This is a genomic window from Paenibacillus sp. D9 (genome assembly GCF_001188365.1).
In the GTDB taxonomy this organism is placed as follows: Bacteria; Bacillota; Bacilli; order Paenibacillales; family Paenibacillaceae; genus Paenibacillus_O; species Paenibacillus_O humicus.
On sequence record NZ_JZEJ01000001.1, the window covers coordinates 4,621,166 to 4,641,585 of the forward strand.

18 protein-coding genes are annotated in these 20,420 nt (G+C 57.6%); 11 read left to right on the plus strand and 7 right to left on the minus strand.

What is annotated here, in order from left to right:
* Nucleotides 1-10: 10 nt before the first annotated feature.
* Nucleotides 11-637, minus strand: a complete 627-nt coding sequence (locus tag VE23_RS20705) for an NUDIX hydrolase (protein ID WP_232317009.1) — start codon at nucleotides 635-637, stop codon at nucleotides 11-13.
* Between the two features lie 268 nt (nucleotides 638-905).
* Here VE23_RS20705 and VE23_RS20715 point away from each other — a divergent pair, with 268 nt between their 5' ends.
* The 10 genes from VE23_RS20715 to VE23_RS20760 all read left to right on the plus strand — a co-directional run bounded on the left by VE23_RS20715 (nucleotide 906) and on the right by VE23_RS20760 (nucleotide 12,171).
* A complete protein-coding gene (locus VE23_RS20715; protein ID WP_049868969.1) occupies nucleotides 906-2,324 on the plus strand; it encodes an ABC transporter substrate-binding protein in 1,419 nt (472 codons plus the stop codon).
* Between the two features lie 28 nt (nucleotides 2,325-2,352).
* A complete protein-coding gene (locus tag VE23_RS20720; protein ID WP_049868971.1) occupies nucleotides 2,353-3,237 on the plus strand; it encodes a carbohydrate ABC transporter permease in 885 nt (294 codons plus the stop codon).
* Nucleotides 3,231-4,121: a carbohydrate ABC transporter permease gene (locus VE23_RS20725; RefSeq protein ID WP_373864556.1), complete on the plus strand. Its 891-nt coding sequence runs from the start codon at nucleotides 3,231-3,233 to the stop codon at nucleotides 4,119-4,121. The genes VE23_RS20720 and VE23_RS20725 overlap by 7 nt, the downstream gene beginning before the upstream one ends.
* Before the next feature lie 111 nt (nucleotides 4,122-4,232).
* Nucleotides 4,233-5,816, plus strand: coding sequence for a DUF4127 family protein (locus VE23_RS20730; RefSeq protein ID WP_049868974.1), 1,584 nt, complete (start codon nucleotides 4,233-4,235; stop codon nucleotides 5,814-5,816).
* Between the two features lie 86 nt (nucleotides 5,817-5,902).
* Nucleotides 5,903-6,589, plus strand: a complete 687-nt coding sequence (locus tag VE23_RS20735; RefSeq protein ID WP_049868975.1) for an N-acetylmannosamine-6-phosphate 2-epimerase — start codon at nucleotides 5,903-5,905, stop codon at nucleotides 6,587-6,589.
* Between the two features lie 2 nt (nucleotides 6,590-6,591).
* Nucleotides 6,592-7,428 carry a MurR/RpiR family transcriptional regulator gene (locus VE23_RS20740; protein ID WP_048748500.1) on the plus strand — a complete coding sequence of 279 codons (837 nt, stop codon included), beginning with the start codon at nucleotides 6,592-6,594 and terminating at the stop codon, nucleotides 7,426-7,428.
* Nucleotides 7,429-7,557: 129 nt separating this feature from the next.
* Nucleotides 7,558-8,481 (plus strand): ROK family protein, encoded by a 924-nt coding sequence (locus tag VE23_RS20745; protein WP_069202503.1) that lies wholly within the window; start codon nucleotides 7,558-7,560, stop codon nucleotides 8,479-8,481.
* Nucleotides 8,478-10,079 (plus strand): FAD-dependent oxidoreductase, encoded by a 1,602-nt coding sequence (locus VE23_RS20750; protein WP_049868976.1) that lies wholly within the window; start codon nucleotides 8,478-8,480, stop codon nucleotides 10,077-10,079. The genes VE23_RS20745 and VE23_RS20750 overlap by 4 nt, the downstream gene beginning before the upstream one ends.
* A 307-nt stretch (nucleotides 10,080-10,386) precedes the next feature.
* On the plus strand, nucleotides 10,387-11,517 hold the full coding sequence (locus VE23_RS20755; RefSeq protein ID WP_157054013.1) for a hypothetical protein: 1,131 nt from the start codon (nucleotides 10,387-10,389) through the stop codon (nucleotides 11,515-11,517).
* A gap of 303 nt (nucleotides 11,518-11,820) precedes the next feature.
* Nucleotides 11,821-12,171, plus strand: a complete 351-nt coding sequence (locus VE23_RS20760; RefSeq protein ID WP_049868979.1) for a VOC family protein — start codon at nucleotides 11,821-11,823, stop codon at nucleotides 12,169-12,171.
* Between the two features lie 890 nt (nucleotides 12,172-13,061).
* Here VE23_RS20760 and VE23_RS27485 read toward each other — a convergent pair.
* The 6 genes from VE23_RS27485 to VE23_RS20795 all read right to left on the minus strand — a co-directional run bounded on the left by VE23_RS27485 (nucleotide 13,062) and on the right by VE23_RS20795 (nucleotide 19,016).
* Nucleotides 13,062-13,421, minus strand: coding sequence for a hypothetical protein (locus VE23_RS27485; protein WP_049868981.1), 360 nt, complete (start codon nucleotides 13,419-13,421; stop codon nucleotides 13,062-13,064).
* A gap of 35 nt (nucleotides 13,422-13,456) precedes the next feature.
* A complete protein-coding gene (locus tag VE23_RS20775; protein WP_232313333.1) occupies nucleotides 13,457-13,876 on the minus strand; it encodes a YciI family protein in 420 nt (139 codons plus the stop codon).
* 104 nt (nucleotides 13,877-13,980) lie between these two features.
* Nucleotides 13,981-15,246, minus strand: a complete 1,266-nt coding sequence (locus VE23_RS20780) for an RNA polymerase sigma factor (RefSeq protein ID WP_049868983.1) — start codon at nucleotides 15,244-15,246, stop codon at nucleotides 13,981-13,983.
* Between the two features lie 210 nt (nucleotides 15,247-15,456).
* Nucleotides 15,457-16,179, minus strand: a complete 723-nt coding sequence (locus VE23_RS20785; protein WP_232317010.1) for an ankyrin repeat domain-containing protein — start codon at nucleotides 16,177-16,179, stop codon at nucleotides 15,457-15,459.
* Between the two features lie 301 nt (nucleotides 16,180-16,480).
* Entirely contained in the window at nucleotides 16,481-17,416 is a 936-nt protein-coding gene (locus VE23_RS20790; protein ID WP_049868985.1) for a LysR family transcriptional regulator, read from the minus strand.
* 340 nt (nucleotides 17,417-17,756) lie between these two features.
* Nucleotides 17,757-19,016, minus strand: coding sequence for a helix-turn-helix domain-containing protein (locus tag VE23_RS20795; RefSeq protein WP_049868986.1), 1,260 nt, complete (start codon nucleotides 19,014-19,016; stop codon nucleotides 17,757-17,759).
* A 327-nt stretch (nucleotides 19,017-19,343) separates the two neighbouring features.
* Here VE23_RS20795 and VE23_RS20800 point away from each other — a divergent pair, with 327 nt between their 5' ends.
* Nucleotides 19,344-20,342: a sulfonate ABC transporter substrate-binding protein gene (locus tag VE23_RS20800; RefSeq protein WP_049868987.1), complete on the plus strand. Its 999-nt coding sequence runs from the start codon at nucleotides 19,344-19,346 to the stop codon at nucleotides 20,340-20,342.
* Nucleotides 20,343-20,420 lie beyond the last annotated feature (78 nt).

The window sequence follows — 20,420 nt, forward strand, 5'->3', positions numbered from 1 at the left end:
ACATCCTTTTTTAGCGCTGCTCCTCCTGAACGGTCTGCTTCACGATCAGCTGCACGAGCTCATGGTCATCCAGGGCGTGGGGGGCCTGATCGGGCTCCGCCCAGATCCGCGCGGTGCATTCATGCACGCCGTTGAAGGGCAGGCGCTGCTGAACCTCGGCCTTGTAAAAAGCCTGATAGGCTACGAGCGGATATTTTCCCTGGGGATCGAACAGTGGATTGGCTTCGTGGCTGACCCGGATCAGTCCCAGCAGGGATGGGCGGCCGCAGCGCACGCATCCCTCCTCCATGCACTCCCGAAGCAAGGCCTCCTCCGGCGATTCCCCCTCCTCCACATGGCCGCCGGGAAGGTTCCAGCCTCTGCCGCTTACCTTCACGAGGAGAATATGGCCGTTGTCCGTGCACACTCCATGGACGCTGGTCACGATCTGTCCGGCATCCGGCACGGCCCCCGGCAGCCACGTCAGCCTGACCAGATGGCCTCCCCAGTCGGCTTCGATTGTTGACGTTCCCATCTTCATGCTCCGCCTCGCTTTCTCTGCTGCGATGAACGCCTGCCTGCCGTATCGTCCGGAAACGACGCTCTCGCTCTCGTACCCGTCGGTCCCAAGACGAGTCAAGCGGCTTCCAGGTTTCACCGGGATGATGAACCTTCCTCGATTTTTCGATGCTCAAGACTTCCTTCCAATGTCCTTATTCACCTTATGGAGAAAAAATTCTCCAGAAAAATCAAAAATTCTGGATAATAATGCTTCTCAAAGCGGAGCTCTGTTGCTATACTCTAAGCAAGATTTACCAATTCCACATTTTCCTCAACTTGGTTGCGAACGGCATGGTTCTCTATTCTCCCGTTTTCTTCGTACTTGTCCTGCAAGTCTATGAAATCAAGAGAGGGTGGCTCATGGTATGGTGAAGCAAACAGAAGGCAAGGAAAAGGCGGTCAGGCATCACACGGCGGCTCAGGAATCCCTGCGTCGTCCGTCATCCGCAGCGCTGCGCAAGGCCGCGACGGCGGGAACTCTTGGAGCGCTGCTCCTGCTGAGCGCGGCCTGCGGCAACAACGGCAACAACAGCGCGGGCAACGACGGAGCCGCATCGCCCGCTCCGACGGCCGGAGCGAGCACCGCTCCGAGCGGCAGCCCGGCCCCCGCCAAGGACGTGAAGCTGGAGTTCTGGACGATCTCCCTCCAGCCGAAGTTCAACGACTTTTTCAACAAGCTGATCGACGAGTACGAGCAGGGACACCCCGGCGTCACCATCGATTGGAAGGACTATCCGTATGACGCCATCCAGGCCAAGCTGCTGGCCACCGCAGGCGGCAAGAATTCGCCCGACGTCGTCAACCTCAACACGGAATTCGCCAGCCAGCTTGCCTCCAAGGGCGCTCTTGCCGACCTCAATCCGCTCATCGGCGACGAGGTGAAGACCAGCTTCTTCGACGGTATTTACAACTCCACCGTATTCGACGGCAAAGCCTATGCTCTGCCATGGTATACCGGTACTCAAGTCCTCTACATGAACACCAGCCTGGTCAAGAAAGCCGGGCTCGATCCCGCCAATCCTCCCAAAACCAAGGAGGAGCTCTATGAGTGGTCCAGGCAGATCAAGGCCAAGACGGGCGCTTCGGGGTACGCGACCCAGTTCGGAGCCAACATCCTGCCGAGCGAGGGCGTTCCGATCCTGGACGAGGCGCGGACCGGCGCAGCCTTCAATACCGATGCGGGCGCCGCAGTCGTGCAGCAGCTGAAAACTCTCGTGGACGAGGGCGTCATCGTCAAGGACGACGCCAAGTTCGACAAGCAGATCCAGTATTACTCCAGCGAGCAGGTGGCCTTCGAGCTGTCCGGTCCATCCTTCATCAACTTCCTCAAGACATCCGCACCGGATGTGTACAAAAACACGATCGCGGTGCCGCTGCCTACGGGCAAGGCGGATCTGCGCTATTCCAACTCCATGAATCTCGTCGTGCCGAAAGGCTCCAAGGATCCGCAGGCAGCAGCCGACTTCGCCGCCTTCGTTACGAACGCGGACAATCAGACCGCCTTCTCCAAGGATTCCAACACGCTGCCGGCGACCAAGAAATCGATCGAGGATCCGTTCTTCTCGGAATCCGACAATACGCTGGAATCCCAGGCCAAGATCGCTTCGGCTCAAAGCCTTGACAAGGCTCAGGAGTATTACCTGGGCATACCAGCAGCGGGCGACATCAATACCGCCGTCTCCAAGGAGCTGCAGAACATCATCCTGAACGGCGGCGACGTCAAAAAGGGGCTTGAAGCGGCAGCGGCCAAGGTGAACGAGGCTATCAAAGCCCCAACCAAATAACCGAACACATTTAGGACGGTGAACTGGCATGCGCAGAAGAACCCTCGCTTCCGATGCGCTTCCGGCCTGGAGCTTCATGGCTCCGGGCCTTCTCGTTATCGGAGTCTTCGTTTTGTTTCCCATCCTGTACAGCATCCCTCTCGCGCTGACCAACTACTCGGTGCTCGGCGAGACGGATTTCGTCGGCCTGGACAACTTCGTCAAGGCGTTCAAGGACGACAGCTTCATCGCTTCCCTGCGGAATTCAATGACGTACGTCATCGTCGTTCCGGTGCTGCAGCTGCTGTCGATCCTGATGGCGATCCTCGTCAACAGCCGCATTCCGGGCATCAAGGCGTTCCGGGCGGCCTACTACATTCCGGTCGTTACGTCGATGGTCGCGGTGGCGCTCATGTGGAACTGGCTGCTCAGCCAGAACGGCCTCGTCAACTACATCCTCCTTGAGCTCGGCATCATCCACGAGAAGATCGGCTGGCTCTCGACCAGCTCAACCGCTCTCTATGTGCTCATGTTCATCACCTTGTGGAAAGGGCTCGGCTATTACATGATGCTGTATTTGGCGGGCCTCCAGGCCATTCCCGCCGATCTGTACGAGGCCGCGATCGTGGACGGAGCCTCGGCGTCGCAGCGGGTGAGGCATATTACGATTCCATTGCTGCGTCCGTACGTCTTCTTCTGCAGCCTCATTTCCCTCATGGGCGCGATCCGCGTCTTCGACGAGATGTTCGTGCTGACGAACGGAGGACCCGGCAACGCGACGCTGACCTCCAGCCTCTATATTTACCAGGAGGGCATCACCAAGCTGAATTACGGCTATGCTTCGGCGCTCGGGCTGATCGTCAGCGTCATCGTCGGCGTTGTCAGCATCGTCGTATTCCGGGTCAATCAGAAAGGCGGGGTGAATCCATATTGATGAATCAACCGAGTATGGGCCGCTCCGTCCAAAGCCTTGAACGAGAGAGCCGGCGAAGCAGGCGGCTGCGCCGGATTGTGACGCTGTCGGTCGGATATGTCCTGCTGCTGCTTCTGGCCTTGTTCATGATGGGGCCGTTTCTCTGGCTGCTCAGCGTGTCTCTCATGCCGGGGAAAAACGTATTCGCCTTCCCGCCGCCGATCTTCCCGACCTTCGTCAAGCTGACCAACTACACGGAGGTTTGGGGGTTCATCAACTTTCCCAAATACATCGGCAATACGCTGATCATCACTGCGCTCGGCCTCGCTCTCAACCTGGCGCTGTCCCTTACGACCGCTTACCCGCTGGCCAAAATGCGCTTCAAAGGCCGCTCGCTCGTCTTCGCCATCCTCGTCTCGACGATGATCATCCCGTCGTCGACGGCGCTCGTCGTCCACTACTTGACAATCGGCTGGTTCGGCCTCATCGGATCCTATATCGGCGTCGTGCTTCCGTCGGCCGTATCCGTGTTCAACATCTTCCTGATGCGGCAGACGTTCATGGGCGTGCCCGACGACATCCGCGACTCGGGCAAGATCGACGGCGCCTCCGAGGTCCGGATCTTCCTGCGGCTCATGGTGCCGATGGTGAAGCCGGGCATCGCCGTCATCCTGCTGCTGGAATTCATGGCGTACTGGAACAACTTCCTGTGGCCGATCGTCGTGCTCGACGATCCCGGCAAGTATCCGCTTGCGGCGGCGCTGACCTATCTGAACGGGCAGTTCGCCTACAACTTCGGCTGGATCGCGGCCGGCACGATCCTATCGGTGCTGCCGATCATCCTCGTGTTCCTGTTCACGCAGCGGTACTACATGGAAGGGATTTCGGGAGCGGTGAAAGGATAGGAGACGCATGGACGAGGCCGCTCTCCCCTGATCGGAGAGCGCCAAGGGAGGGACGAGGCCGGCAGCGCCGGGCCGAAGCCGCCATGCGGGAAGAAAGGAGCTGACGACGTTATGCATCCGACATCGGGCCCGAAGGCGAAGGTCGTATACCTGCCGCTGGACGAGCGCCCCTGCAACTATGATTTTCCTTGGCTGCTGTCGCGCGGGAGCGACCTGGAGCTTGTGCGCCCGCCGCTGGAGTGGATGGGCGACAAGAAGAAGCCGGGCCGCATCTCCGAGCTCGGCGATTGGCTGGAGCGGGAGGCGGCAGACGCCGAAGCGGCGATCGTGTCCATCGACACGCTTCTCTACGGCGGCATCGTTCCTTCCCGGCTGCACCGGCTGGGCGAGCATGAGGCCGCCGCTCCGCTGGAGAGGCTGCGCCGCATCCGCCGAAGCAATCCTTCGCTCAAGCTGTACGCCTTCCACCTCCTGATGAGATGTCCCCGCTATTCCAGCTCCGACGAGGAGCCGGATTATTACGGGGAGTGGGGACGGGAGCTGTTCCTGCTCGGCTATTACGGACACCGGGAAAGGCTGGGTGAAGCCTCGGCAGAGGAGCTGGCCGAGCTGGAGGCGATCCGGGCCCGGCTGCCGGGAGACATCCGCGACGACTACCTGCAGCGGCGGGCTGTCAACGCGGCCGCCAACCGGGCCTCGCTGGAGCTTGCGGCGGACGGCACGCTCGATTTCCTCGCGCTGCCCCAGGACGACGCCGCCCCTTACGGCTGGACGGCTCTCGACCAGCAGGCGGTGCGGGAGCGGATCCGGGAGCTGGGAGCCGAGCTGCGGACGCTCATGTATCCGGGAGCGGACGAGGCGGGCTGCACGCTGCTCGCCCGGCTCGTCAACGCCAGGCACGGTGCGGTTCCGCTCGTCTACCCGAGATATTCCAGCACGCGGGGTCCGTTCGTGACGCCGCTGTATGAAGACCGTCTGCTCGGCGAGAGCCTCAAGCTCCATATCCTTGCGGCGGGCGGCCTGCTCGCGGAGAGCGCCTCCGATGGGGATCTCGTGCTGCTCGTGAATTCGCCGGGAGACAGGATGGGGGAGGCCAACGGACAGCTGAATCCGGATGCGGGTTATGACGTGCAGCGCAGCATAGCGGAGCTCGTGGAGTACGGCAGCTATGCGGCCGGCCGGCTGCGCAAGCCTGTGGCGGGCGCCGACGTCGCTTATGCCAACGGTGGCGACTTGCAGCTGCTGCGCCTGCTCGGCAGGAAAGGCATGCTGCCCCGCCTGGCCGGCATCGCCGGCTGGAACACGAGCGCGAACTCCATCGGCACCGTGCTCGCGCAGCTGATGGTATATGCCCGGTTCGGCTGCACGGGCAGCCACGCGGACTTCCTCGGGCTGCGCATCGCGGAGGACTACGGCTACTGCTCCGGCATTCGCCGCCGGCTGGCCGACGGACCGATCAAGGAGCTCGGCATGGACTATTTCGCGGTGGACGGGCAGCGAGGCCGGGCTGCAGCCATGGTCCGCGAGGAGCTGGAGCGGTTCCTGGAACGGGAGCTGGCGGGAAGCGGGCTTTCCGTGAAGGTCGGAGATTGCCGCATGCCATGGAGCCGGATGTTCGAAGTCGGGCTGTCGGTCCATGCCGAGATGGCTGCGCCGTCGGCGATATCGATGGAAGGTTCGCGGTATGTGCAATAGACGAAGACGGAGGGTCGGCGAGCGGGAGCGATCCATGGAGCAGGCGGCGGCATCCGCCGACAACAACGAGGCAAGGGGATGACGGCATGACGACTTTGTGGGGGAAGGTGAAGGGCGGGCTGATCGTCTCCTGCCAGGCGCTGGCGGGAGAGCCGCTGCACGGAGCGGGCATGATGGCGAGGATGGCGCTTGCGGCGGAGCAGGGAGGAGCCGCCGCTATCCGGGCCAATTCGGGCGCCGATGTGGCGGAGATCAAGAGCGGGGTCGCCATCCCCGTCATCGGCATCGTCAAGCGCGATTATTCCGGCTCTCCGGTCTACATCACGCCGACGATAAAAGAAGTGGATGAGCTGGCGGATGCAGGGGCGGATATGATTGCATTCGACGCGACGCTCAGGCAGCGGCCGGGCGGCGCCACGGTGGAGCAGCTCATCCGCCATATGCACGGCAGGGGTATCCCGGCGATGGCGGATATCTCCACGCTGGAAGAAGCGCTTGAAGCCGAGCGGGCCGGAGCCGACTGCGTCTCGACGACGCTTGCCGGTTATACGCCTTATTCCAGAAGCCTCGACGGTCCGGACTTCGAGCTGGTGGAGAAGGCGGCTGCCAGCCTGCGGATTCCGGTGTTCGCCGAAGGGCGGATCAGCGATCCGGACCAGGTGGAGAAGCTGCTCGGCCTGGGAGCCTGCGCCGTCGTCGTCGGGTCGGCGATTACCCGTCCCCAATTGATTACAGAGCGGTTCGCCGCAGCCGCCAGAAGGAGTGTCCGATAGAGATGGATCTGCGATTGAAGGTTGGTTCCTATTATCCCTCCTTGACGAAGTCGGAGCAGAAGGTCGCCGATTACGTGCTGAACGCTTCGGAGGATATCATCTACCGCTCCGTGACGGAGCTCGCGGAGCTGTCCGCCGTCGGGGAAACGACGGTCATGCGGTTCTGCAGAGCGATCGGCTTCAAGGGCTACCAGGATTTCAAGCTTGCGCTCGCCCAGGATTACAGCCCGCGCAGGCAGCAGGAGAGCGGCGGGCATTCCGATGCCGCGCCGGATGATTATGCGGAGCTCGTCTACAGGGAAACCTCCTCGATTCTGGCCGATACGATGAGCCTGCTCGACCGCGCCAGGCTGGAGGAAGCGGTAGCCCGCATGGATGCGGCCGGCTACGTCCAGTTCTTCGGAGTCGGGGCGTCGGGCATTACCGCGCTGGACGCCAAAAACCGGCTGCTGCGCATCGGCAGGCGCGCCGAGGCGGTGGCGGACGCCCATTTTCAAGCGATGATGGCTGTCACGATGGGGCCTGGGGACGTCGCATTCGGAATCAGCCTCAGCGGCAGCACCCTCGACACCGTCGACATGCTGACCAAAGCCCGGCAGCAGGGAGCCTATGTCATCGCCATGACCAATTACGCCAAGTCGCCCATCACGGCGGCGGCCGATCTCGTGCTGCTCACGGCGGGCAAGGAATCTCCGCTCGAGGGCGGCTCCATCGGAGCCAAAATCTCGCAGCTTCTGCTGATCGATATGATCTGCGAGGGACTCGCCAGGCTGGATCTGGCCCGGACTCGCGAGATGAAGGAACGGACGGCCAAGGCGGTCATCGAACGGATTTATTGACCTTGGACGGTCAAGGCGGTCATGGAACGGATTTATTGACCTTGGACGGCCAAGGCGGTCATCGAACGTGCTTATTGACCCTGAACGGCACTGCCTTTGTCACGAAGGCTTGATCTCGAAGGATCGGAGGTGGGCGGGATCGCGACGCTGGTAGGAATCGATATCGGAGGCACTTCCATCAAAGGAATCGCCGCGGATCATCGAGGGCGTATTCTGGAGGAGCTGTCGGTGCCGACGGAAGCGGCTCGCGGCAGGAGGGGAATTCTCTCCTCGCTGGAGAATCTGGCGGCGCTGCTGCTGGAACGGCATCCCGAATCGGAGGCGATCGGTATCGCCAGCGCGGGCCGCATCGATGTCGGCAGCGGGGAAGTCGCCTATGCGACGGACAACCTGCCCGGCTGGACCGGCATGAACCTCTCGGAGTGGGCTGGACTGCGCTTCGGGCTGCCGGTAAGCGTGGACAATGACGCCAATGCGGCGCTGCTCGGCGAATGCTGGATCGGCTCCGGAAGAGGGCTGCGCGATGCGGTCATGCTGACGCTAGGCACCGGGGTCGGCGGCGCCAATCTCGCCGGCGGCCGGCTGCTGCGCGGAGCGCGCTGGGGCGGCGGAGACTGGGGCCACGTCGTGCTTGTGCCGGGCGGACGTCCCTGCAACTGCGGCCGCCGCGGCTGCGCGGAGATGTACCTGTCGGGAACGGCGCTCATGCGCGATGCGGCTGCAGCCTTCGGCCCGGTCGAGCCCGAAGGGCTGATGGAGCGGTACCGGGCAGGAGAAGCGGCTGCCCTGCAGCTGCTTCGGGAATATGCAGGGATGCTGGCCGTATTCATCGGCAATCTGGCCGCCGCCCTCGATCCCGAGGCCGTCCTGCTGGGAGGCGGCGCCGCAGATTCGCTGCGGGAGTGGCGGCCGCTGCTGGACGAGGCGCTGGCCTTGGAAGGCGTGAGGATCGAGCTGCGTCCGGCCTTGCTCGGCACGGCGGCAGGCTGCTGCGGCGCCGCAAGGATGGCGCTGGACCTGATGGGAAGAACGACGGAGGAGGAGACGGCATGAAGATGCATGAGCTTGAGGCCGATGTCCTGATCATCGGCGGAGGTCTTGGAGGGACGGCCGCGGCGCTGGCCGCGGCGCGGGAAGGATGCCGGGTCATCATGACGGAGGAGAGCGACTGGATCGGCGGGCAGCTGACCTCTCAGGCGGTGCCTCCGGACGAGCATCGCTGGATCGAGAGATGCGGCTGCACGTCTTCGTTCCGCGAGCTTCGCGAGCGGATTCGCGCTTATTACCGGGACAACTATCCGCTTACGGAAGCAGCCCGGGCCAACAAGCTGCTCAACCCCGGCAACGGCTGGGTCAGCCGCCTGGCGCATGAGCCGCGCGTCGCGCTGTCCGTATTGGAGGCGATGCTGGCTCCATACGTCAACAGCGGCAAGCTGCGGATTCTCAAGGAAACGGCCGCCGTAAGCGCAGAGACGGAGGGAGATCTGGTGTCTTCCGTAACGGTCGCCTGCCGCAGGTCGGACCGCCGCACGGTGCTGCGCGCGCCTTATGTGCTGGATGCGACGGAAGGCGGCGACCTGCTCCCGATGACGGGGACGGAATATTCGGTCGGCTCGGAATCCCGCAGCGAGAGCGGAGAGCCGCATGCGCCGGAGACGGGCGATCCGGAGGATGTGCAGGCGTTCACCCATGTGGCGGCGCTGGAGTACATTCCGGGAGCGGATTTCACGCCGGAGAAGCCGCCGGAGATGTATTCGTACTGGAGGGATCTCGTCCCGCCCTTTTCCCCTTACCCTCTGCTGAGCTGGTTCGCGACCGATGCGGGCGACACGACGAAGAAAAAGGAGTTCACCCTGCTGCCCAACGACAAGGGCGTCACCTCCTTGTGGGACTACCGCCGGATTCTGGATCCCCGCCATCTAGCCGCTCCTCTCTATGATGGCGATCTGTCCCTGCTCAATTGGGCTCAGAACGATTATTATCTGGGCACGATTCTGGATGTTCCTTCGACCGTCAAGGAGGATCGGCTCTATGCCGCAAGGCAGCTGACGCTGTCCGTCGTCTACTGGCTGCAGACCGAGGCGCCGCGGCTCGACGGCGGCAAGGGCTGGCCCGGCGTCCGTCTGCGGCCGGACGTGCTGGGGACGAAGGACGGCCTCGCCAAGTCCGTCTACATCCGGGAGTCCCGCCGCATCAAGGCGCTGCAGACGATCACGGAAGCCGACGTCAGCAAGGAGATGCGCGGCAGCGAGGGCATAAGACGGTACGAGGACAGCGTCGGAGTCGGCAGCTACCATCTCGATCTGCATCATACGACCGTGACCTACCGGAGCTTTTACATTCCCAACTATCCGTATGAGATTCCGCTCGGAGCCCTCATCCCGGTGCGGATGAACAACCTGCTTCCCGCCTGCAAGAACATCGGGACGACCCAGATCTCCAACGGCTGCTACCGCCTGCATCCGACGGAATGGAACATCGGCGAAGCGGCCGGAGCGCTCGCTGCCTATTGCCTTCGCACCGGGCTGAGGCCGCGCGAGGTGCACGGAGATGCGGAGCAGCTGGCAAGCTACCAGGAGCTGCTGGCGTCCCGCGGCGTGGAGATGCACTGGCCGGAGGATGTGGAGAAGGAGGTGGTCGAGGGAGCGTGAGGCTTGCGGCTATACGGCTTCATGGAGCAGGATGACATCCGGGCAGGTGAATGACGAGAGCTATAGGAAATGAAACAGGAGCAATCATCAGGCAGGCAAAAAGTTCAGGCTGCGAAAAGAAGCCGGGAACGAGTTTTATGAACATTTTTCCGACAGGCATGAAACCGGATGGAAAAGGGAATCGAAGGAAAGAGCAGCATGGACGATACGGGATATTGGACAATAGGGTCGAAGGGGAAATCCCTTCCGATCCGCCGCTGAAGGAAGCCAGGCTAGAAAACCCATGATCGAACAGGAGGAATTGTTCATGAGATCACATGGTCAAAAGCTTGCGTACAGCCTCGTTGCCGCCAGTCTGCTGCTGGGGGGGACAGTATCCGCTTCGCCGCCCGCCGTTCCCGAATCGGGAGCCGGCCTGCAGGCGATGGCGAAAGACCAGCCGTTCGTTACCGTCCCGATAGAATCGCTCAAGCCGGCCCAGGCCATGGAGAAGCCGGTGCTGACTCCAACGGGCGGCCAGCTCATCCTCAGCGATTCTCCGGAAATGCCGACCGCCCCGGGCGCCTATTACCGGGATCGGGTGACAGGCTCCTTCCGCGTCTTCTACCATCATCTCAACAATACGGGAGCGCCGCTGCAGATCGGCGCCGCGGTGACCAATACGTCGGGCTACACGGTCAAGCTTTACGAGGAAGGCTCGGGAGCGGGAGTGGACTACTACCCGGACGTAGCCGGCCAGATCGCCCTCGCCGCCTTTCTCAAGGATCGCGGCTCGAAGCGGCCGGCGGCCGTGCTGAAGCCGGGGGAAACCTACTGGCGGACCGCCGAGGTGCCCGCGACGCATACGCTCAGCGGCATCCTGCAGCTGCGCGCGGAATCCGCTTCCGGCGGCGCCGCGCCGGTGACCGTCACTACGCTGGGCTATGCGATGCGGCCGGCCGATCCGCTCGCCGAGCCTGTGCTGCCGCCCGACCGGCATATCCGCGGCACCTTCCCGCATTACGACCGTACCGGCACGCTGGTCTACAAAACCTCTGCCGGCAACTCCCTGCTTCGGGTCGATTCGTCGCCTACCGGCCAATGGGCCGACTTTATGCCGGGAGAGTACGAGCAAGGCGTGGACGCCACGAGCGGCGCCGCCGTCCTGAACCCCGGCAACTACGGAGTCATCTACGACATGTCGGTCGAGATCGAGAACGACAGCGACGAGCGCCGCACCGTAGGCGTCTATCTGAACCCGTCCGGAGGATCGGGCCATTATACGATCGGCTGGGGCGGCAAGCTGCTGAATTCCGGCTTCCTGAACTACACGATGGCGTGGCAGCTCTCCGAGTTCAATGTCGGGCGCAAAGGGAAGACGGTTCCATCCCGTCTCAGCCTGACCGGCGGCTCGGCGGGCCCGCAGACGCTTTACTTCACCAACCGTCCGTTCCAATAAACAAGAAATGCCCCCTCGTCAAGCAGACGAGGGGGCATTTCTTGCTTGAATCACGATGACGAGCACGGGGGCGGTCCGCTGCGTCGTCTGGTCGATGACCGATACGTTGTTGGAGCTGTCCAAAGAAAAGTAGTTGGGAAAGTTGTAGACCGAGAAAATATACTGTCAGACTGGCGATGCCTCTTCAAGCCCAACGAGGAAGAATAGCGGAGGGAGTGAATATTAAAGAAGAATGAACTGTTACATGTCGAATCTATTCGATACTGAATGACAATCTGCTTATGTTCTGGAGGTAGAAACGAAATGAAGGTTAAACGAATCGTTGCCAATACAAATGCGAAGGATATCACAGCAGCTAAATGCTTCTACCGGGATGTACTCGGCCTTGAATTAATGATGGATCATGGTTGGATTAGAACTTATGGTTTAAACGAGGAGATGAGCATTCAAATTAGTTTTGCCTCACAGGGCGGCTCAGAAACACCTACTCCTGATCTATCGATTGAAGTCGATGATATCGATGCTGCATTAGAAGGCATGAAGAGAGCTGGATTTCCGATCGAATATGGGCCAGTCGATGAGCCTTGGGGCGTTAGACGATTTTATGTCCGAGACCCGTTTGGTAAACTTATCAACATTCTTGCTCATCACTGATACACTAACGTCAAATCGTAGAGGTACGGTGGTTTGTTCAACTCCTGGCGGAGAACGGTAGTTGAATGACAACTGCGGCAATCTAATTTTTCAGGTCTTGATCTGCCGCTGCTTCTTTTAATGGATCAGACTAATAAACTCGAAAACTATTTTCACTTATTTTTGGAAATATTTGTAACATAGAACTCTGCGAGTATCCCTAACACTCTCATAGATCTGTCTATGATAGGGAAGGACATAAGTACCCTTATACAAGGATACTTATGTCCTTTTTCTTTATCCCATAAAGCAGGGAAGCTATTTGTGTACTTGCAGGACGAACTATTCGCACCGAACGCATATCAGGATGAAGGGCTACCGCTAGTGGAAGAAGTTCTTGTTCACTTGAATTTCTGGTACGAGTTTAAGAATGTCACGAAAAAAATAGAGAACGGTCGCTTGATGATCCTTTATATCAACATAATGAAACCCGGCAGTCGCAACATTGTGACTGCCGGGTTTCGTTAACAAACATGAAACCCAGTCCGCTTAAGCCCTTCCCTCTCGGAAAAATGATCATAAGGTATTGTATCTTAAGGGATAAGGGGGATGTACATGAGCTTTCGCCATCAAGCAAAGGAATTGGTTGGAACTTCAGTTCGAATCGAAACGACAAGCGGTCGTGTTTTAACCGGACGGTTAACTTCGGTTGGAAGCGATTTTTTGGTTATGCATGTGAGAATAGGGAGACGTATTCGCCGAATAAACATTCGCTTGGCTGAAATTATTTTTCTGTTCTCTTTGCTAGCCATTTAATCTTCGCTCAAATCATTAATGGGATTGAGTCTCACGGCAATATTCATGACCTAACAAGGTCGGTCAATAACTATTGCCGGCCTTCTTTTTTACGTTCATTGCTGCATGGAGGCTTTGACCCCCGTTATCTTGTTCCCTCTTTTACGGGCGTACCCTTTTCTGAGAGCCTTTAACAAAAGCGGGGTTACGATTGTCAAGGCGTATGCCTTCAGCGTATTCGGGCTGAAGCCTTGGATCCGCTTTTCAGATTCATAAGCTTGCCATAGTTTACTCAAAATCATAATAAAACCTCTTGCAAGAACGAGGGCATATATGTCTAGTTTGTTCTTGCAGGAGGCTTTTAAGCTATTCGTTTGAACGGCCTTTGAACTAACGTTTCCCGTTAGCTTAATGATCAAGGCGTTACTTGTGATACGCTTCACCGTGCTGTCAGTAACGGCATGTTTGAAGGCCATCCTTTGAAGGATGGCCTTCTCCTCGAATTACCGAACTAACCATTCGGTAAGTCTTTTAATTTGAAATAGTGGATCGGACGAATCTCTATCCCCCATCCAAACTGCTCCCCCGCACCAACCTGGACGGCCGGATGCACGGAGGCTATACGGATTGCTTCTTCCATGTCCTGTGCTTCTATCAGAAAAGCGCTACCGATCATTTCCTTCGTCTCGATAAAAGGACCATCCGTCACCTTCACCTTTCCATTCGCCCGTCGCAAGCATTTTGTTTCGGAGGAAAGACCGGCATCCACAATGACTTGGCCGCTATTATAGAAGTTCTCCAGGTGAGGCGGACATTCTTGCATGATCGCTTGAATCTCGTCCTTTGGACGGGCATCCATTTTTTCAGCATCCAAGTACCCCAAACACAGGAATTGCATTTCTATGTCTCCTTTAATGAAGTATTGAAGCATTATTTTTGCCTCTACTTAATCAACGAACAACTTGCAGCAGAATCGACAGACCCACAAATAAATTTTCAAAAAATATTCGATCGTTTACTGAATGTTATTCATGCTCAATTATTTCTACCTTCAGCACATCCTGCAGCGCGTTTCAATAGAAACGCTCGCTCACGAACGTTGCCAGCAAGTGCTGCGGCTCGTGTGAATTCCGATTGAGCATCGTCAAAACGCCCCAATTTCATTAGAAGATCGCCACGAACACTAGGTAACAAATGATAGTTTTTCAGCGACGGCTCCGACAGTAGCCCATCGACGAGCTGAAGTCCGATTTCCGGTCCATGAGCCATAGATACAGCTACAGCACGATTCAACTCTATTATAGGAGATGGCGCAATCTGTGAGAGTTCATCATAAAGACTGGATACCCGGACCCAATCCGTCTCCAGGATGGTTGGTGCTTGGGCGTGACACGCAGCAATAGCCGCCTGAAGCGTATAAGGACCGCGCTCGATGCGAAGCTGCTCCGCATGAACAAGCGCAGCCAACCCGCTTTTTATTAGGGAAGCATCCCATACCGCCCGGTTTTGATCTATCAGCAGAACGGGCTCTCCAGCTTGGTCGACCCGCGCTTTAAACCTCGACGCCTGAAATTCCATAAGTGCTACAAGCCCAAAGACCTCGGGTTCGTTTTGTATGATTTCAGACAATTTTCGACCTAGCCTCAAGGCTTCCTCGCAAAGTACGGGCCGGATCCATCTGTCTCCGGAAGAGGCGGAGTATCCCTCGTTAAACATGAGATAGATAACCTCCAGAACCGAAGACAGTCGAGAAGCGAGCTCGGCCTTTGGGGGAACCTCGAAAGGAACGCGCATTCCTGAGAACGTTCGCTTGGCCCGCGTAATTCGTTGCGCAACCGTTGGCTCCGGAATGAGGTACGCCTTTGCGATTTCCTCGGTCGTCAGTCCCCCGATCAGTCTCAGCGTGAGTGCCGCACGTGCCTCTACCGACAAAATGGGATGGCAGATCATGAAGATCAGACGAAGAAGATCATCTCCAAAATCATCATCAAGTGCAGAATCCATATCCGGCTCATCATGCGTGTTCAGCTCGTAACCGATCTCTTCATATTTGCGGTCTCTCAATTTATTTCTACGCAGTAGATCGATAGCAAGGCGCTTTGCGGTTACCATCAGCCATGCCCCAGGGTTTTCGGGTATACCTGATTGCGGCCAACGTTCCAGGGCAATAAGGAGCGAATCTTGCGCGAGATCCTCAGCAAGTCCGACATCTCGCATGATCCGTGTGAGAGTTGCGATTATCCTGGCCGACTCGTTCCTCCAGATAACATCGACTGAGCGACTAAAAGCCGTGTCAGTCACGAAGATTCCTCCCTTTTTCGCTATAAAAAATTTGCCGTTACTTGTGATACGGTTCACCACGCTGTCTGTAACGGCAAGTTTTTTGAAGAAAGTTGGCCATTCTTGTTCAGGATGGCCACCTCTTTGCTCATATTAGAAGAAGACTTTCCGCTTCTGTTCTTTCTGGCGAAAGAACTCCTCCACCAAAAGCTTATTCCACTCTGCAAAAACCTACGCCAATTTTGACGACTTGGCACCTTTGCTGTTAAGCCAAGAAACCAACGTATCTCTCCGAGTGTCGAGATTGCCCGCAGCATCGAGTGGCGTCTGATCCGAGTAACCAGGGATCCCATTTAGGTCGGCTCCCTTGGAGAGGAGATATTCTGCAACGCGACGTTGGCCTCCATTGCAAGCATGCCAGAAAGCCTCGTTAATGTAATCCACAGTAGGTACCGGATTGGAGCCCATCAGTTCCTCAACGCGAAACAACATCCCTAAAGCAGCTGCGTGCCAAAGCTTGTCCACACGCGCGCCCCGCTGTACCAAAAGTCTCGCAACATACCAACCCACGGCATTGTCCAAAGGCGTACTACCAGCAATGGAGCCACCAATCACTTCGATGTTCGCACCGCCATTGATTAACGTAGCGGCAACATCCACATCGTCACTGCTGGCCGCCCAGTGCAATTGGGTCTCCGAAAAGTTTCCACCTGTAGCTAGGGCATTAGGATCTGCTCCTGCGTCAATCAGCATCTTTACAATTACAGGGCCGTTAAGGAAGTATCCAGGCCAATCTGTAACCACGTGCAAAGTAGTACGAAAACCACCCTTGTTGTCAATTGCTCTCATTGAGGCCAAGCCAGGAACCTCGATCAGAAGACGACGCAATGCATCCAAATCGCCCGTTTGAACTGCCTGCACGAACGATACGACCAGCGGATCGTTATGTTTCACTGTCTCTATAAATTTTCACCCTTAGTTTTTGTGTAAACCATACAAAGTGATTGTACTTCTCTCTCAGGGCTTATACTAAATGAAATCTCTCTTCTTCTATCATTATTCATAGAACTTGCCGTTACTTGTGGTAAGGTTCACCGCGAATAATCTTCAACTAACCTGCCCGTTAGCTTAATGAAAAATGGAGCAGCTGCCGACGGCAAACTGCTCCAAAATGCGTTCAGCTAACGTTTCCGTTAGCTGAACGAAACAGAGTAAGATTCTAATAGACATTGGTCCATGTTCTTAACCTTTTCAGCTATGAAGTTAAGTTCTTGCCCTTGGTCGGAAAAACTAGGTTCTCATTCGGCGAACCAAAAACCGCTCTGGCTGCTTCCATGAAAGATAACATGATTGGTGAAAGCCACTTGTCTTTATGCCACAACATCTGTGTAAATACCTGCAAGTCCGGAATCTGCCATGGCAGGACAACAAGTTCTCCGCGTTCAACTTCGGATTCTGCGACGATCTCAGGAAGAAAGGCAATACCGATTCCTGAAATGGCGCATTGTTTAATGGCTTCGGCACTTTGAAACTCCAAATAGGTAATGCTATCAATGCCCTCTTTCTCAAAGGATCGATCAAACATAGTTCGATAAGGACAACCCTTTTCATTCGTCAGGAATACTTCTCCGTGAAAATCTTCCAACTGAAGCACAGTTCGTTTGGCGAGTGGGTGATCTGGAGCAGCCAACAATCGGAAATGTTCTTCCAGCAAAGGCTCCACGGAAAGTCCACTCGAGCGAATGGGCTCATCCAACATATAAACAATATCCGTGGTTCCCTCAAAGAGCGATTGCTTGAGCTCTTGATTCGGAACGGAGCGAAAGATTAGACGAACTCCCGGATGCTGCGAACGAAACCGTTGGAAGACAGGTGGAAGACGGTAGGCGCAAATCACCTCATTCGCACTTATCGTTAAGGTACCGCTTAGTTTTTCGTTATGATGGACAGCGCTGCGAGCTTCGTCCATTTTTTCAAGAACGCCTCGGGCGTGTGTTAAAAAGCGTTTACCCGCAGTTGTGAGTACGAGCTGCTTGCCCAACCGATCAAAGAGGCGAACACCCAGCTCATCTTCCAATGCTTTGATTTGCATCGTGACGTTGGAAGGAACGTAGCTCAGCACTTCTGCTGCCCGCGTGAAATTCAATGTTGTTGCAACCGTACAAAAGGTATTCAGTTGCCGCAATTCCATCCGATGCTCCCCCTTCATATTTCAATTTTATTGAATGTTATCTTGAATGCTATTCACTTTGATTGAAAGTATCACAGCTCTATACTGAGCACATAGATCCTCACTTGCGTTGGATGTCTGTCGGGCTAGCAAGATTCCCTGTTCTTTAGCCGGTTATATCTCTCATGAATTCATCACCAAAGCGATCGGATTCGAGGTCGCCAGAACTTACTGGTTCGACCTCTTTTTTCTGCGTTCGTACTTCCTTTAACGAATTCAGCGAACTCTGAAGACTGCAGCACGTCGTGCGGAGATCATAGGTCAGCCTGCGCGGAAATCAGAGCATAGCCGCATGTGGCGATCAATAGAGGCGGTCATCGGTCCAATCATGGGGAATCGCCATATCCGGCAGGGACGGCAGCTTGAGCGCAGCGGCGGCCTCCTGCAAATAAGAGGCTTGAAAGGCTGGGCCGGCTGACAGGGAAGAGCTGCGGAGCTTGAGTCCGGAGTCGTCCTCCCCCAGCCGGGACAGAGTCAGCAGGTCGCGGCTGTAGACACTGGCGTCCCAGCGAATGGAGGCGAGAACCGGGAGGATGACTTCCAAAGGGATGCCGCTGGCGTCTCGAATGATGGATGCGGCAGCCAGCGGGTCCCGGCGGATCAGCTCATGAGCCCGGATATGAGCCTTCAGATACGATACCGTCACCGATTCATGAGTGCGTGCCCACGCTTCATCCGCCATGATTCCGGTCAGGTAATCCCCTCCGCAATCATCGGCTGCGACCGTCATGCCGGCTCCGAGCGTCTGCGCCCAGGTCAGATAGGGCTCCCACAGCATCGCGGCTCCGACGCGTCCTTCCAGCAGCGCGGCCAGGCAGTCGGCCATCCTGCGGCTGCCGAGCACCTGCACGGCCTCCTTGCGGCCCCGGTCCAGGACGGCTTGCAGCCGTCTCGATGCGCTTGAGCGGATGACGGTGGAGATGGCGGAGGAGGAGGTGAGCTGATCCCCGTAGCGGATTCCTTGTTCTTTGCGGGCCACCAGGGAAATGCCCGTTCCGCCCGCGCATTTGCCGTCGAAGGCGAGCATGGCCGGCTGGAAGCGCGGCAGCAGGCGCCCGAGCTCCATGCTCGCGGCGATGGGATAATCGCCGACGGAGGCGATCTGCACCCGGCCCGCGATCAGCTCCTCGACCAGCTCCATGCCGCTGTCCGCATGCTTCCAGCTGACCCGGTACCGGCGGCTTGGCTCCGCCTGCCGCAGCTCCTGCTCGAACCAGCCCCGGTTCTTGACGATCAAGGCGCTCCAGAGCAGGGCAGCACCGCTCTGATAGCCGACGGTGATTTCCGTCTCGATCTCCGTTTGGAATGACGAAGCTTCCTTGGAAGGAAGCGGGAACACCGCCGAGCCGGCCGCAACTTTCTCTTTCTCTGCAGGGACCGGATTCCGCATGCCTCCTCGAACCCATAACTCCAACTGGATACGGTCGATCCATACCTCTTTTCCGATTTTCAGATACGGCAGCCGCTTGTCTTTGCGCCAGCGGTCGATGGTCGCCCGGCTGACGCCGAGCAGGTCCATCGCCTCCTGGAGGCTCATCAGATTGAACGGTTCGTTCGGCATCGCTTCTCCTCCGTCAACGAGTCATAGGGACAGTTCCCATTTATAAATACAACTTATCGGGTAGGAATTATATATTTATAAAAATACCGGACCGTTGCGGAAAGCGCAATGGTTAGTTCCCAAACGTTGCCCTTCTTCCTCATTTCTCCTCATTCCTCCTCTCTTCTCCTCCATTTATTGACAGGGATGCGGCGCGATGCTAATTTTCTATTAATCACACCGATTTAATGGGGATTAAGCAAGACCGAGGAATTTAGAAAGAGGCCGGAACTGGCCGAAAGGGAGAGGGAAAACGTGAAGCCAACTGCGGCTATTCGGAAAGCGGGCATGCGTACTGGAATCGGGTGGAAACGGGCAGGATGGCTGATCGGATTGTCCGCTGTGCTTCTGCTGGCTGCGGCCTGCGGCAACGGCAATGATGGGACATCCCAGGCCGGAGGCGGATCGGGCTCCGGCAAGGCGAAGGATAAGGTCATTCATATCGGCTATCAGAAGTACGGCACCGCCAACATCCTCAAGGGCAGAGGAAGCCTGGAGGGCAAGCTGGAGGCGATCGGCTACAGGGTGGAATGGACGCAGTTCCCCGGCGGCCCCCAGCTGCTGGAGGCGATGAACGTCGGCAGCATCGACTTCGGCCACACCGGGGAGGCGCCTCCGATATTCGCCCAGGCGGCCGGAACGCCGCTCGTTTACTTGGCCCATTCGCCGGCGAGTCCGAAGTCCGAGAGCATTCTGGTGCCGGAGCATTCCGATATCAAGACGGTGGCCGATCTCAAAGGGAAGAAGGTCGCCCTGAACAAAGGGTCCAACGTGCATTACCTGCTCGTCAAGGCGCTGGAGAAAGCGGGCGTGGACTATAAGGACATCACGACCGTCTTTCTGCCTCCGGCCGATGCCAGAGCCGCATTCGAGAGCGGCAGCGTCGACGCCTGGGTCATCTGGGAGCCGTTCTTTTCGGCGGCCCAGCTGGCGACCAAGGCCAAGGTTCTGACGACGGGAGAGGGCCTGGTGCAGAACCATGAATTCATGCTTGCTTCAAGGAGCTTCGAGCAGAACAACAAGCAAGCCGTCCGTATCGTTCTTGATCAGCTCAAGGAAGCCGACACATGGGCGGAAGCCAATCAAAGCGAGGTTGCGAAGCTGCTGTCTCCGGAGCTCGGCATCGACGTGCCCTCGCTGGAGCAGGCGATCTCCCGCCGCTCCTTCGGCATCGAGGACATGGACGAGGACACCTACGCCGAGCAGCAGCGCATCGCGGACGCGTTCCTGAAGCTGAAGCTGATTCCGGAAGCGGTCAAGGTGAGGGACGCGGCTCCAGGAAAATAACGCGAGCGGGGCAGAACAAGGACGCAAGCCCGGCCCGTGACGCCGAGCTGACAATCCCGCAGCCGCTGTCTGCATCAC